Here is a 14,346-nt window from a genome sequence, read left to right as displayed (position 1 = left end):
CGGCCGGGAGGTCCCGCGGGGCGCGCCGGTCCGGGGGCAGCCGGAGCGGCTGTGGGAGGCGAGGGCATCGCTCCCTACGGCTCGCGGGGCTCCTCGGATACCTGGACCCCGATCCGCTGTCCATGCTGGCGGGGCGACCATGAGGAATCCGTGAGGTTTTCTAGAGCTGTTGTCCTACCGCTCCGAAACCACCTGCCTGGCGGCGCGGGCTATGGCGAGTTCCTCGTTGGTCGGGACCACCAGGACCGCGACCGGGGCGTCCGGCGGGGAGATGAGCCGGGCGGAGCGGTTGGCGGCGGTGTTGCGCGCCGGGTCGACCTCGATGCCGAAACCGGACAGACCGGCCAGCGCGTCGGCGCGGACCTGGGGGCTGTTCTCGCCGACTCCCGCGGTGAACGTGATGGCGTCGACGCCGCCCAACTCGATCAGATACGCGCCGAGGTAGCGGCGCAGCCGGTGGATGTAGACGTCGTAGGCCAGCCGGGCCGCGGCGTCGCCCGCGTCGATCAACCGTTGCAGTTCACGGAAGTCGTTGACACCGGACAGGCCCTTGATGCCGGAGTTGCGGTTGAGAAGTTCCTCGATCCGATCGATGTCGAAGTGCGCCGAGCGCACCAGGTGACCGATGATGCCAGGGTCGATGTCGCCGCCCCGGGTACCCATCACCAGCCCCTCCAGCGGCGTCAGACCCATGCTGGTGTCGATCGGCTTGCCGCCGCGGATCGCCGACGCGGACGCACCGTTGCCGAGGTGGAACACGATCTGGCGCAAGGTTTCCGGGTCGCGATCGAGCACCTGGGCGACCTGGCCCGACACGTATTCGTGCGAGGTGCCGTGAAAGCCGTACCTGCGGATGCCGTGCGCGGCGGCGACTTTCGCATCGATCGCGTATGTCCTGGCCGCCTCGGGCAGACCGTGGAAGAACGCGGTATCGAACACCGCGACCTGCGGCACACCGGGCAGCAGCTCCCTGGTGCTCTCGATTCCGGTGACATTGGCCGGATTGTGCAGCGGGGCGAGGGCGGACAGCTTCGAGATCTCCTCGACCACCGCGTCGGTGATCAGCGTCGGCTCGTAGAACACTTCCCCGCCGTGCACCACCCGGTGCCCGACGGCCCGCACGCCCGCGCCGCTCAGGTCGTAACCGGTTTCCGCGAACAGGTCGAACACCACCTGCAACCCGGCCTTGTGATCGGCGATCGCCTCGGTGCGCTCGATAGTGCGGCCCCCTGCGCGATGCTCGACGGCGCCCTCCCGCTCCCCGATCCGTTCCACCAGACCGGAGGCCGCCACGGCGCCCGTCTCCGGGTCGAGCAGCTGGTACTTGATGGACGACGAGCCGGAATTGATCACCAGCACAAGGTCATCGGCCGCGTTGCTCATCATGCCTCCTGCGTCTCCTTGCGACCTCGCACCGTCCCGGCGCGCGGCCCCTACCCGCGGCAACCCTGCTCACCGCACGTTTGTTCCTGGTGGGCGAGTGCCCAGTCTCCACGCGAGTACGCAGCCTCACTGCCCTTGCGCCTGGATGGCGGTGATCGCCACGGTATTGACGATGTCGGCGACCAGCGCGCCGCGCGAGAGATCGTTGACCGGCTTGCGCAGGCCCTGCAGCACCGGGCCGATCGCGATGGCGCCCGCGCTGCGCTGCACCGCCTTGTAGGTGTTGTTGCCAGTGTTGAGATCCGGGAACACGAACACCGTGGCTCGCCCGGCCACCTCGGAGTCGGGCAGCTTCGTATCGGCTACCGTCGGCTCGATCGCCGCGTCGTACTGAATCGGGCCCTCCACCAACAGTTCCGGGGCGCGCTCGCGGACCAGCTTGGTCGCCACCCGCACTTTGTCCACGTCGGCTCCGCTGCCGGATTCGCCCGTGGAGTAGGACAGCATGGCGATCTTCGGGTCGATGCCGAACCGCGCGGCCGTCTGCGCGGAGGAGATCGCGATATCGGCCAGCTGTTCGGAGCTCGGGTCGGGGACGACAGCGCAGTCGCCGTAGGCGAGCACCCGATCGGCCAGACACATGAGGAACACACTGGAGACGGTGGAGACGCCCGGCACCGTCTTGATGATCTCGAAGGAGGGCCGGATGGTGTGCGCCGTGGTGTGCGCCGCACCGGAGACCATGCCGTCGGCGATGCCCTTGTGGACCATCATGGTGCCGAAATAGGAGATGTCGGAGACGGTTTCGCGGGCCCGCTCCAGCGTCATGCCCTTGTGCTTGCGCAGTTCGGTGTACTCGGCGGCGAACTCGTCCAGGTAGCCGGAGGTGCGCGGGTCGAGCACCTCGGCCTCGGAGATGTCGACGCCGAGTTCGGCGGCGCGGGCCCGGATGGCGGACTCGTCGCCCAGGACGACCAGATCGGCGATCTTGCGCTGCAACACGCGCCCCGCCGCGCGCAGGATGCGGTCGTCGTCGCCCTCGGGCAGCACGATCCGCTTGCGATCGGCCCTGGCCTGCTCGATCAGCTGGTACTCGAACATCTGCGGGGTGACCACGGAGCTGCGCGGAACGCTGACGCGCCGCAACAACTCCGGCGCGTCCACGTGCTGTTCCATCAGGGCGAGCGCGGTGTTCACCTTGCGCGGGTTGCCCGCCGACATCCGGCCCCTGGTGCGGTACGCGGCGCTGGCCGTGTCGTAGGTGCCCAAGCTCGTGGTGAGGATCGGCAGCTTCTGTTTCAGGCCCGCCATCAGGCGCGCGACCGCGGGATGCGGCAGCATGCCGCCGTTCATGATGATGCCGGACAGCGACGGAAAGCCTTCGGCCTCATGGGCGTTCACGACGCTCAGCAGCACGTCGGAGCGGTCGCCCGGCGCGATCACCACGACGCCGTCGACGAGGCGTTCGAGGATGTGCTCGGCGGTCATGCCGCCGACCATGACCTTCAGCGCCTCGCGCTGCAGCAATTCATGGTCGCCGCTGTACATTTCGCCGTCGACCGCCTCGCACAGCTCGGCCATGGTCGGCGCGATCAGCAACGGCACCTCCGGCAGCGACCAGGACGGAACATCGAAATCACTCAGGACGGAACAGATTTCGTTCAGATCGTCCGGATCACAACGGTTCGCGACGATCGCCACCAGCGCCGCGTGCTCCTGGTGCAGCTCGCTCGCGCACAGCTCGACCAGCTGCCTGACCTCGGCCGGAGTGCGATCGGAACCGCGCACCACGAGCAGCACCGGCGCGCCGAGATTCACCGCGATCCTCGCGTTGAAACGCAGCTCGCTCGGGCTGGCCACGTCGGTGTAGTCGCTGCCGATCACCACCACCGCGTCGCAGACCTTGGCCACGTCGTGGAAACGCATCACGATCTCGCTGATGGCGGCGTCCGGATCGCTGTGCACCTGTTCGTAGGTGACGCCGACGGCCTGGGCGTAGTCGATGTCGGCGGTGCTGTGCTCGAGCAGCAGCTCCAGGATGTAGTCGGGCTCGGTGGTCGAGCGGGTGATCGGACGGAACACCCCGACCCTCGCGGTGGTGGCGCACAGCATCTGCAGCACGCCGAGCGCGACCGTCGACTTGCCGGTGTCGCCCTCCGGCGAGGCGATGTAGACGGTGGACGGAGCGGATTCGACCATGATCCCGAGCTTAGTGAGCCGCCACGCCGAGGCCCGGCCAACCGATGGCAAATATTCGGGAAATCACGTTCGGCCGCGACCTCGCCTATATTCCGGCGTATGACGACGCAGTTCCCGGACCGGCAGTGGGGTTCGCGCACCAGCATCCTGTCCCGCGTGGCGAACCGTTTCGCGGCGACCGAACCGGGGTCCTGGGTGATTCGCAAGATCACCCCGCTGGACCGCCGGGTGCTGGAGCGCACCGACGCCAAGTACACGATTCTGGGACCGATCGGCGCGCCGGTCATCCTGCTGACCACCACGGGTCGCAAATCGGGTCAGCCGCGCACCCAGCCGCTGCTGTACGTGCACGACGGCGACACCCTGTACGTCATCGGCAGCAACTTCGGCCAAGCGCACCACCCGGCCTGGACCACCAACCTGCTCGCCGACCCGAACGCGACGGTCGCCATCGCGGGCGAACGCATCCGCGTCACCGCGACCTCGGTCGAGGGCGAGGCCAAGGAGCCGATCTTCCAGCGGTTCGTGGAAGTGACCGGCGCGTACGCCGCCTACCGCGACCGGACCACCCGCGATCTGCGCATCTTCGCGCTGACTCGCGCCTGAGTCGGTCGGGCGGCGAGGTCCCGCTCGTCCCTGCCGGAGTCGACCTGTCTCGCCGGATCAGCCCATCGCACTATTGGCCGTGAGCTGCTCGGTCCGGCAGGCGGTCGGCTCGGAACCGGAGCGCACACCGCCCACTCGGTCCACCGCCCACGGGCGATCCGGTGCGAGCTGCCCGGCGTGGACCGGGTCCGACGACGCGGTGAGATCGCGCATGACCACCGGTGAGGGTTTGAAGTACCGGCGCAAGTCCTCGGGTTTGCGGTGCCGGGATTTCGATCGGCCACCGATCAATCGCGCGAGGGGTCGGGTTGCCATGGGACATAGGGTCGGCCATCGGCTTCCGCTGCCTGCTCGGCGGAATGTAGCTGGAACGGAGTGATGCCGCCGCCGTCCCACGGGCCGACCGATCCGGCGGCGACCGCGGCAGACGACTTGGGCGTCAGGTCGATCTCGTTGCGCACCACGGTGATCGGGCGGTCCGCGAGGGTGAACCAGTCCAGGTCGAGGAAATCGTGGCTGCCCTTGGTGAGGGCGCCGCGGCGCATGGCGTCGGCGAGGCGGGTGGCCATGCCCGCGGTCCGCAGGTGGCCCTCGTTGGCCTCGAACAGGCCGGCGCCGGCGTGGAGGTAGCCGGTTTCGAAGAGGGAGACCACCATGGCGAGCAGGCTGAAAGCGCGCGGGTCGTCGTTGGCGCGCGCCATGAAAGCGAAGACCTCGATCTCGTTTTCCAAGGTGGTGCCGTATCCGGCGAGCACATGCACCCAATCGTGCTGGGCCAGCAGTGGCGGCGCCGAACCGGGCAGACCCGGGGTGACGAAGCCGCGATCGCGGTAGAAGTCCGCGACGCCGCGGCCGAGGGTCCCTACCGGCAGATCACGCAGCGACGCCCAGCGTGCGGCCAGCGCCGGATCGTCGCCGACCTGACCCCAGGAACTGTCCAGGCTCTCGGTGTGCAGCGCGGTGAGCCTGCGCGGGTCGAGGCCGCCGAGGTATCCGTTGCGTGCGAAATCGACCGCGGCGAGATCGATGGCGCCTTCGGCGTACTTGTGCGCCACCGCGATCATGTCGTCGTCGACGTCCAATGCGTCGGCGAACTCCCGCAACCGGGTCGCGACCACCGGCGGCAGCGGCCGCACCACCAGCGCAGACAGCAGCATGGTCTGCACGATCCGTGCACGGAAGATCCGGTTGCGCCGAGCCAATCGGACCGCGAATTCCGGTGCGGTGATGGGCTCTACTGTCGCCAACTCGACCGGGTGACCGGTCATTGACAGGAACAGCGCGGGAATCAGCAACTGCTGCAACGGTGTCAGACCGTCCTCCCCCTGCGCGGCCGTGACCACACCGCGCGCGAGGAGCTGCACCTCGTCGAGGTCTGGCGGGGTCAGCAGTACATCGTCCATCCGGTTCACCCTCCGGCCTCTCGAGCATCGGTAGTCGCGGCTCATTATCGATGCGAATCGGCTTCAGCGCGTAGTGGTTTCGCCGTCGGCGTACGCGGCGCCGCCTCGAGAGCCTGCGCCGCCGCCCACCGGCCACGAACGCAGAGCAGAGCCGGGAGGCTCGCGCCATGCTGCCCCGGGCGGATGTCCCGGGGCAGCGGTGTCAGCGTTTCTTCGCCTGTTACTGCCGGGGAATCCGGGTGGCCATGAGGCCGGCGAAGATGGTCAGCAGCACCTGAACTGCAGTCGGCCAGTCGACCAGAAAGCCGACGGGGACCGCCAGGATGACCGCCGCGTACAACTCCCAGAAGGGAACCTGCCCCGAGGGTGTCGGCTGTGGGCGGTGATCTTCGATTCCGGCCGCTGCCTGCTGCGATCAGGTGCGGTCCATCGACCTTCGGATAGCCGGAGCCGAAGGTGCGTCGTTATGAAACTGTTACAGAGCTTCCGCGGTTGCCCAGGCGTCCAAACCCAGTTCAAAGCAGGTGTCCAGGCGACAACAGCGTGCACACCTCAGCGCGTAGGTTATCAATTCGTTACCTATCGAGGCAGCCTTGGCCGGTCCTCGCCAACACTTCGACACCAGTAAGAGGACGACGATCCGTTACCCGCTCCCCGAAGCCACGTCGCGCCCTATCGTGGTGACATGCGAATCTCGGTGGCGGCGGACGAGCGCGTTGGCGTGGCAAAGGAACTGGTCGACGAGCTGGGGAGGCGCGGGTTCGACGGGGTGCTCACGCACGGCGCGCTGTCGGAGAGCGAGCGGGACGACTGGGCGTGGGCCAGCGAGGCCGCGGCGCGCGATGTCGCCGAGGGCCGCGCCGACCAGGCGATCGTCTGCTGCTGGACCGGGACCGGCGCGTCCATCGCGGCCAACAAGGTGGCGGGCGTCCGTGCCGCGCTGTGTGGTGACGCGACGACCGCCGCGGGTGCGCGCAAGTGGAACGACGCGAATGTGCTTGCGCTGAGCCTGCGTTCGACCTCGGCGGCCGAGCTCACCGAGATTCTCGACGCCTGGTTCGCGGGCGAGCCCAGCACGGACGCGGCCGACCGGGCCAATATCGCGCACCTGACCAAGATCGAGCGGGGGCACTGAGCTCGGCTCACGGACCACGCACGACTCCCATCGCATACCCGATCTATTGACAGTATCCTGTCAAATATGACAGGATACTGTCATGCCGATGAAGACAGTGCACACCGCGATCTACGACACCCTCGCCGACTGGGAGGTGGGAGCCGCCACCGCGCACATCAACAATCCGGCCTGGCAGGTCGCGCCCGGCACCTTCGAGGTCAAGACCGTCGGGCTCACCCGCGACCCGATCACCACCAAGGGCGGCATGCGGATCACGCCCGATCTGACGCTGGCCGAGCTGTCCCCCGCCGAGAGCGCGATGCTGATCCTGCCGGGCGCCGACACCTGGATGACCGGCGAACTCACACCTTTCGCTCGCATGGCGCGCGAATTCCTCGACGTGGGCGTACCGGTCGCGGCCATCTGCGGCGCGACCTTCGGACTCGCGAACGAGGGCCTGCTGGACGACAAGGCGCACACCAGCAACGTGGCCGAGTTCCTGGCCTACAGCGGTTACGCGGGCGCGGACCGCTACGTCGAGCAGCCCGCGGTGACCGACGGCAATGTCGTCACGGCCTCGGCGACCGCGCCGTTCGAGTTCGCTCGCGAGGTACTCGGACTGCTGGGCGTCTACGAACCGCACATCCTCGACGCCTGGTACCGGCTCTTCGCGCACAGCGATCCTGCGGCGTACGCGGTGCTCGACGCCTATGACAGGGCGGCGTCGCAGGCATGACCGAGACACCGGAGCAGGAGCTGTTCAGCATCGCCGCGATCACCTCGTTCCGGCTCAACGGCCAGTTCCTCGCCATCGCCGAGGAACTGGCCAAGCCCGCCGGGCTGACCGCGGCGTGGTGGCAGGTGCTCGGCGCGGTGCTTCGCGAGCCGCTGCCGGTGGCGGGCATCGCGCGCGCCATGGGCATCACCCGGCAGAGCGTGCAGCGCATCGCGGACCTGCTGGTGGACAAAGGACTCGCCGAATACCGCTCGAATCCAGCGCACCGCCGCGCGAAGCTGGTGGCCGTCACCGACGAAGGCCATGCGGCCGTCCGGCGCATCAATCCCCGGCACGCGGTGATCGCCGACCGGCTCGCCGCCGAACTCGGCGCGGACGACTTCGCCCGCGTCGTCGAGGCGCTGACCCGGCTGTCCGCGGCGGTCGACGCAATCACCGAGCGCGAAGACTAGCGGTCGCCGGACTCTCGCCGCCGACCGGCCCGCCGCCGAACTCGGCGCGCAGGAGCTCGCATGCACCACCGAATCACTGGCGCGCCTGCCAGCGGCGGACACCGCGCTCACCGAACGCGGATCAGCGGTGAGCGCACGCGAAAATCGGCTCAATCGAACGGCTTGTCGGTGCGCCCGACCAGATCCGCGACCGAGTCGATGACCCGCGTCGGCCGGTACGGGTAGTGCTCGACGGACGCGCGGGTCGAAATGCCGGTGGTCACCAAAATGGTGCGCATGCCCGCCTCCAGTCCGGAGATCACGTCGGTGTCCATGCGGTCGCCGATCATCACGGTGGACTGCGAGTGCGCGCCGATGCGCCGCAGCGCCGAACGCATCATGAGCGGGTTGGGCTTGCCGACGTAGTACGGTTCGCGCCCGGTCGCGCGAGTGATCAACGCGGCGACCGAGCCGGTGGCGGGCAGGACGCCCTCGCGCGACGGGCCGGTGGCGTCCGGATTGGTGGCGATGAAACGGGCGCCGCGTTCCACCAGCCGGATGGCGGTGGTGATGGCTTCGAAGGAGTAGGTGCGGGTCTCGCCGAGCACGACATAGTCGGGGTCGCTGTCGGTGAGCACGTACCCGATCTCGTGCAACGCGGTGGTGAGCCCGGATTCGCCCACCACGTAAGCGGTTCCGTTGGGGCGCTGATCGTTGAGGAAGGTGGCGGTGGCCAGTGCGGAGGTCCAGATGGCCTCCTCGGGGATGTCGAGCCCCGTCTGACGCAGCCGCGCTTGCAGATCGCGCGGTGTACGGATCGAGTTGTTGGTGAGCACGAGGAACGGCGTTTCCTTGGCGCGCAGTTCGGCGAGGAACTCGTCGGCGCCCGGCACCAGGTGCTCCTCGCTCACCAGCACCCCGTCCATATCGGTCAGGTAGGACAGGATCGGCTCATCATCTGCGGTCACCAGACAATTGTCGGTTATCGAGGCACGTGAGCGCATCGGACCGGGCACAGATGCGGCCGGTCACACACTCCGACTCCGCCCTGACTATGGTCGAAGCAGGCCGTGCGAGAACCCGATCGCGCGTGCCCGTCCGTCCGATGCGGCGGAGCGATCTCGCTCGGCCCACGGGATGCGGCACCGATCGGCTCGTCCGAACGACCGACGGGATGCGGAAGGCCGCACCCGCACAGCGAAGCGACAGGAGTGGCGCACATGGGTGAGTTGAGGCTCGGATACAAGGCGTCGGCGGAACAGTTCGGACCGCGTGAACTGGTGGAGATCGCGGTGCTCGCGGAGGAGCACGGCCTGGACAGCGCCACGGTGAGCGACCACTTCCAGCCCTGGCGGCACAAGGGCGGGCACGCACCGTTCTCGCTGGCCTGGATGGCCGCGGTCGGCGAGCGCACCAAGCGCATCCAGCTCGGCACCTCGGTCCTCACGCCGACCTTCCGGTACAACCCCGCGGTGATCGCGCAGGCCTTCGCCACCATGGGCTGCCTATACCCGAACCGCGTCATGCTCGGCGTCGGCACCGGCGAGGCGCTCAACGAGATCGCCACCGGCTACACCGGCGAATGGCCGGAATTCAAGGAACGTTTCGGCCGGTTGCGCGAATCGGTTGACCTGATGCGCGCGCTGTGGACCGGCGATCGCGTCGATTTCGACGGCCAGTACTACCGGACGGTCGGCGCGTCCATCTACGACGTGCCCGAGGGCGGCATCCCGATCTACATCGCCGCGGGCGGCCCGCTGGTCGCGCGTTACGCGGGCCGCGCGGGTGACGGCTTCATCTGCACCTCCGGCAAGGGCATGGACCTCTACACCGAGAAGCTGATGCCCGCCGTCGCCGAGGGCGCCGCCAAGGCGGACCGCAGCGTCGACGACATCGACAGGATGATCGAGATCAAGATCTCCTACGACACCGATCCCGAACTGGCGCAGGAGAACACGCGCTTCTGGGCGCCGCTGTCGCTGACCGCCGAGCAGAAGCACAGCATCACCGACCCGATCGAGATGGAAGCCGCCGCCGACGCCTTGCCCATCGAGCAGATCGCCAAGCGCTGGATCGTCGCCAGCGACCCCGACGAGGCGGTCGCCCAGATCCAGCCCTACCTCGACGCGGGCCTCAACCACCTGGTCTTCCACGCCCCCGGCCACGACCAGCGCCGCTTCCTCGACCTCTTCCAGCGCGACCTGGCCCCCCGCCTTCGCAAGCTCGGCTGAGCCTCACAGAACTTCTACACGCTTCGCAGGGGCTGCGGCCTCTGCGAAGCGCGTGAAGACTCTGGCTTCCCGGCATGGCGTAGGCGCGACGGAGCCCAGTTCGCGATGCGGATTCGCCGCGACGAACTCCAGCAGCGACGTCGTGCCGATCCGGGCGAGATCTAGTGTTTTTCGCAGACCAACAGGTGGAATTCCATGCGGCCGTTGCGGATACGTCGGTCTTCCTGGACCGCCAAACCAGCGGCTTCCAGTCGTTCGGCGATCTCGGCGATAGGGCGCAACCGAAAGCGGTTCTCGGTGAACGGCATTCGGGCCATGTCGGCGGGATCGCCGATGCCGAGCACCACCCGGCCCGAGGGCCGCAGCACCCGCGCGAGCTCGGCGAACGCCGGGGCTAAGTCGTCGATGAAATAGACGGTGTTGGTGCTGATCGCCGCGTCCAGTGATGCCGTGGCCAAGGGCATTTCGTGCATGGCCGCGGTGTGGAGCACGAGCCTGCCCGCGGCGATTTCGGCGCGGTACCGCTTGCTCGCCTCATCGAGCATGGTCGGTGCGATCTCCACGCCGTGCACAGCGCCCGTCTCGCCGACCGTGGCCAGCAACTCGTGGAGGCCGATGCCGCCGCCGAAGCCGATATCGGCCACCGTCGCGCCCGCACCCGCTTCCGTGGCCGCGACGGCGGCGGCCACGGTGGCGTAGTTGCCGCGGTTGAGAATTCGGCCGACCACGCGTCCTGCTACCCCGTCCGGCCGCCCCAACTGCGAGGCGACCGAGTCCCACAAACGATCTGCGATCCGCATGCCGACCATCATCGCGACCACCGGCGCGGAACGGAACGCCGACGCGCGACCCGGCGCGAATCGGTGCTGTCGTTCACCGGTCGGCGGACGAGCAGTCGAAGTTCTTGCCGCCCGGTCTCGTTGGTTCATCTCGATCGCTCTGCGCCGCGGACCGGGCCAGGCGGCGGACCATGAACGCGACCGCGCCGAGCGTCACCAGATACGCGATGACGTACGCGTTCATCAGCAGCGGCGCGACGGGCCAGGACGGCGGCAGCAGGAAAACGCCGACGCTCACCCAGGTTTCGCTCCAGTGGTAGGTCCAGCCGCCGATCGACAGGTACAGCACAGCGGCGGCAATCCACCAGCGCGGGTTCACCTGCGCCCGGTGCACCAGGTAGACGAGCAGCGGTACGAACCACACCCAGTGGTGCCCCCACGAGAACGGCGAGACCGCACAAGCGGTCAGTCCGGCGAGGGTGACCGAAAGGAGCCGCTCCCCGTGCCGATGCAGGGCCGTGGCGGCGACGATGCCCGCGGCCAGCACGGGCAACGCCAAGAGCAGCCACAGCCACAGCGGCGCGGGGCCGTGCGTCAGGTGGGCGAGGACGCCACGCAGGGATTGGTTGGCGGGGTGAGTGTCCGGGGCGATGCGCTCGGACTGGAAGAAGGTCGTCGTCCAGTACCTGCTGGAATCGGCGGGCAGCACGAACCAGGTCAGCACGACGGAGGCGAGGAAGGTCAGCGCTGCCGTGCCCGCCGCGCGCCACTGCCGCGACGCGAGCAATTGGACGACGAAATAGAGCGGCACGAGTTTGATGCCCGCCGCGACGCCGACGCCGATGCCGCGGAGTCTGCTGCGATCCGCGCGCGAGAAATCCCAGAGCACCAGCAGCATGAGGACGAGATTGATCTGACCGTAGAACAGCGTGGTGCGAACCGGTTCGATGAAGGTGCAGGTGAGCGTGAGCAGGGCGCTGCCCGCCGCCAGCCGCCCGGTGAACCGGTAGCCGAGCAGCCGCCAGCTCAGCATGATGCAACTGAACAGCACGGCGAGGTTGAGCGTCAGCCAGAGCGGGCTGAGGAATTGCCAGGGTATGAGATTGGTCGGCAGGAAGACGATCGCCGAGAACGGGGTGTAGGTGTAGAGCAGCCCGCGGAGAGTCGGCTCGGTGTAGAGGGGCTGATCGTGCAGGACGCGCCAGGCGCCGTCCCGATAGACGTGCACGTCGAGCCCGCCGACCAGGATGCCCGCCTTGTCGAGCCAGGGATCGACGGTGGTGAAGATCAATGTCACCGCGACGATCGCGCAGCCGAGCAGAAGGAGCAGCGTCGCGTTGGTCGGCGAGGCGACGAGCCGGGCGGACGGCGCGACCTGTCTATTCACACAGGCCGATTCGCGCACGGCGCCCGGTCTTCGCGCCGCTCGCGACGAGGGAAAACGCCTGTGCACAGCCTTGTTCGAGCCGTGGCGATGCAACTGATCGATGCCTGCGTCGTGACGGTCCTCCGTGTCTACGGAGCCTTCGCAGCGACGTTCGTTACCGAGCCTCATCAACTTCGACCATAACCGCCGCCGTCCGGACGGTGGCGGCCGCGTCGGCGGACATCACCTGCGCGGCAGCGGATTCGGACTCCGAACCGCGCCGATCAGCCGCAGCACAAGCTCATTCGATCACGGGAAACGGAATCGTATCCGCCGGTTGGATTCTCGGCAGTTCGTCGCGGCGCAGCGGGAGGGTCGGCTGCTCCGTGCGGTGCAGTGGCAGCGTCGGAGCTGGGTCGTACGTCGGACGCTCCCTGGCCGGGAGGCGGTAGAAGGCGCGGGCGTTGTCCTCCAGGACCGCATACATGTCGACGCCGACCACGTCGCAGATCAGATCGACGTCCGCGTCACGGAACGGCCGTCCGGCCCTGGTGCCGGGCAGGTCGGTGCCGAACATCAGCGCCTGCGGGTTCACGGCGTGGATGCGGCGCAGCGTGTTGGCGACATTCATCTCGACCCGCCCGAAACCGGTCGCCTTCACGCGGGCGCCACGGTCGACGAGGTCGAGCAGGTACGGCAGGCCCTCGTCGGACATCCCGAGGTGGTCGACCGAGAGGGCGGGCAGCTTGGAGATCACCGGCTGCAGCGACGCCAGCATCTGGCCGTCCATGTACAGCTCGACGTGCCAGCCGGCGAGCTCGTGGGCGCGCAGCGCCTGCAATGTCATCTGGGTGATGTCGGCGGCGGCGCGCTTGAGGTTGAAGCGCAGCGCCCGCACGCCGACGCGATCGAGTTCGAGGATCTCCTCGTCGGAGGCATCCAGGTCGAGTCTGGTCACCCCGACCCATCCCTCGCCGAGCTCGGCCAGCGCCGCTTTCAGATAGGCCTGATCGGTCCCCTGGAACGACGCGCTGACCACGGCCCCGCCGCCGATGTCGAAGCGGGACATGCGCTTTCGATAGTCGGCGATGGTGTACGGGTCGGGCAGGTAGCCCTCGTTCTCGATCAGCGGAAACCGCGGATCGATGATGTGGACATGGGCATCGAACACTTGTACAGAATGCCAGGGACAGGTGAACCTTTCCACGGGGAGGTTCGACAGGTGAACCTTTCCACAGGGAGGTTCGACAGGTGAACCTTTCCACAGGGAGGTTCTCCGGATGAGTACCTGCAACGGAAAGACAGGGGCTGCTCGTGCGCCGTCTACGCACATGAGCACCTGCCCCGGCAGGTGCTCATGTGCGGCAGGTGCCCATGTGCCGCCCGGCAGGTGCCCATGTGCCGCAGGTGCCCATGTGCCGCCCGGCAGGTGCCCATGTGCCGCCCGGCAGGTGCCCATGTGCCGCAGGTGCTCATGTGCCGCAGGTGCTCATGTGCCGCAGGTGCCCATGTGCCGCAGGTGCTCATGTGCCGCAGGTGCCCATGTGCCGCAGGTGCTCATGTGCGGCAGGTGCCCATGTGCCGCAGGTGCTCATGTGCGTAGAGGGCACACAAGCAACCTGGTCTTATCCGTTGGCAGGTGCTCATGTGGAGAACCACACCATGAGCAGGTACACCTGCTCACACCTTGTGCGGCTCGCTGGCGCGGAGCATGTCCTCGCGCTCGACGACCTTGACGCGCTCGCGGCCCTCGGGCTCGCCCAGTGCGCGCTCGTGGGCGTCGAGGCGGTACCAACCCGCCCAGGTGGTGAACGGGATGCCCTTGCCCTCGAGGAACTCGAGGACGGCCTGCGGGTCCGGGTTCTCCGCCGGAGCGAAGCCGGGGGCGTCGTCGAGCAGGCAGGCGATGGTCTCGTTGGCGTCGCCCTTGGTGTGGCCGATCAGGCCGACCGGGCCGCGCTTGATCCAGCCGGTGACGTAAGTGGCGGGCAGGTAGCGCGCCGGGCCGTCGGCGTTCTCGTCGGCGATCACGCGGCCCGCCTCGTTGGGCACGGTGCCCGCCTGATCGTCGAACGGCAGCTGGTTGATGTTCTGC

13 protein-coding genes and 1 pseudogene are annotated in these 14,346 nt (G+C 68.1%); 5 read left to right on the top strand and 9 right to left on the bottom strand.

Going from position 1 to position 14,346, the window contains the following annotated elements; genetic code table 11:
* Window positions 1-174: 174 nt before the first annotated feature.
* Window positions 175-1,383 carry an acetate/propionate family kinase gene (locus tag AC3ERS_RS28345; RefSeq protein ID WP_431971315.1) on the bottom strand — a complete coding sequence of 403 codons (1,209 nt, stop codon included), beginning with the start codon at window positions 1,381-1,383 and terminating at the stop codon, window positions 175-177.
* Window positions 1,384-1,509: 126 nt separating this feature from the next.
* Window positions 1,510-3,582 (bottom strand): phosphate acetyltransferase, encoded by a 2,073-nt coding sequence (gene pta, locus AC3ERS_RS28340; RefSeq protein ID WP_431971154.1) that lies wholly within the window; start codon window positions 3,580-3,582, stop codon window positions 1,510-1,512.
* A gap of 99 nt (window positions 3,583-3,681) precedes the next feature.
* Between pta and AC3ERS_RS28335 the strand changes: the two genes are divergently transcribed.
* Window positions 3,682-4,188 carry a nitroreductase/quinone reductase family protein gene (locus AC3ERS_RS28335; RefSeq protein WP_431971153.1) on the top strand — a complete coding sequence of 169 codons (507 nt, stop codon included), beginning with the start codon at window positions 3,682-3,684 and terminating at the stop codon, window positions 4,186-4,188.
* Between the two features lie 57 nt (window positions 4,189-4,245).
* Here AC3ERS_RS28335 and AC3ERS_RS28330 read toward each other — a convergent pair whose 3' ends face one another.
* Entirely contained in the window at window positions 4,246-4,503 is a 258-nt protein-coding gene (locus AC3ERS_RS28330) for a hypothetical protein (protein WP_431971152.1), read from the bottom strand.
* On the bottom strand, window positions 4,476-5,591 hold the full coding sequence (locus tag AC3ERS_RS28325; protein ID WP_431971151.1) for a hypothetical protein: 1,116 nt from the start codon (window positions 5,589-5,591) through the stop codon (window positions 4,476-4,478). Before AC3ERS_RS28325 ends, AC3ERS_RS28330 begins: the two co-directional genes overlap by 28 nt.
* A 685-nt stretch (window positions 5,592-6,276) precedes the next feature.
* Between AC3ERS_RS28325 and AC3ERS_RS28320 the strand changes: the two genes are divergently transcribed.
* The 3 genes from AC3ERS_RS28320 (at window position 6,277) to AC3ERS_RS28310 (ending at window position 7,896) form a co-directional block, all read left to right on the top strand.
* On the top strand, window positions 6,277-6,726 hold the full coding sequence (locus AC3ERS_RS28320) for an RpiB/LacA/LacB family sugar-phosphate isomerase (RefSeq protein ID WP_431971150.1): 450 nt from the start codon (window positions 6,277-6,279) through the stop codon (window positions 6,724-6,726).
* 88 nt (window positions 6,727-6,814) lie between these two features.
* A complete protein-coding gene (locus tag AC3ERS_RS28315; RefSeq protein ID WP_431971314.1) occupies window positions 6,815-7,444 on the top strand; it encodes a type 1 glutamine amidotransferase family protein in 630 nt (209 codons plus the stop codon).
* Window positions 7,441-7,896 (top strand): MarR family winged helix-turn-helix transcriptional regulator, encoded by a 456-nt coding sequence (locus tag AC3ERS_RS28310; protein ID WP_431971149.1) that lies wholly within the window; start codon window positions 7,441-7,443, stop codon window positions 7,894-7,896. The genes AC3ERS_RS28315 and AC3ERS_RS28310 overlap by 4 nt, the downstream gene beginning before the upstream one ends.
* Window positions 7,897-8,045: 149 nt before the next feature.
* Here the strand turns inward: AC3ERS_RS28310 and AC3ERS_RS28305 are convergent, their stop codons facing one another.
* Window positions 8,046-8,801 (bottom strand): HAD-IIA family hydrolase, encoded by a 756-nt coding sequence (locus AC3ERS_RS28305; protein ID WP_431971313.1) that lies wholly within the window; start codon window positions 8,799-8,801, stop codon window positions 8,046-8,048.
* A gap of 294 nt (window positions 8,802-9,095) precedes the next feature.
* Here AC3ERS_RS28305 and fgd point away from each other — a divergent pair, with 294 nt between their 5' ends.
* Window positions 9,096-10,106: a glucose-6-phosphate dehydrogenase (coenzyme-F420) gene (gene fgd, locus AC3ERS_RS28300; RefSeq protein WP_431971148.1), complete on the top strand. Its 1,011-nt coding sequence runs from the start codon at window positions 9,096-9,098 to the stop codon at window positions 10,104-10,106.
* A gap of 161 nt (window positions 10,107-10,267) precedes the next feature.
* Here fgd and AC3ERS_RS28295 read toward each other — a convergent pair whose 3' ends face one another.
* From AC3ERS_RS28295 to AC3ERS_RS28280, 4 genes and pseudogenes are all read right to left on the bottom strand, one after another.
* Complete coding sequence (locus AC3ERS_RS28295; RefSeq protein WP_431971147.1) at window positions 10,268-10,906, bottom strand: class I SAM-dependent methyltransferase; 639 nt, start codon at window positions 10,904-10,906, stop codon at window positions 10,268-10,270.
* 73 nt (window positions 10,907-10,979) lie between these two features.
* Window positions 10,980-12,272, bottom strand: coding sequence for a glycosyltransferase 87 family protein (locus tag AC3ERS_RS28290; RefSeq protein WP_431971146.1), 1,293 nt, complete (start codon window positions 12,270-12,272; stop codon window positions 10,980-10,982).
* A 280-nt stretch (window positions 12,273-12,552) separates the two neighbouring features.
* Window positions 12,553-13,422 carry an amidohydrolase family protein gene (locus AC3ERS_RS28285; protein ID WP_431971145.1) on the bottom strand — a complete coding sequence of 290 codons (870 nt, stop codon included), beginning with the start codon at window positions 13,420-13,422 and terminating at the stop codon, window positions 12,553-12,555.
* A 509-nt stretch (window positions 13,423-13,931) separates the two neighbouring features.
* Window positions 13,932-14,346 (bottom strand): annotated as a pseudogene (locus AC3ERS_RS28280) (pyridine nucleotide-disulfide oxidoreductase); the annotation flags it as partial.

The sequence above is a fragment of the Nocardia sp. bgisy134 genome (assembly GCF_057708325.1).
This window is presented reverse-complemented; position numbering and strand designations above follow the sequence as displayed.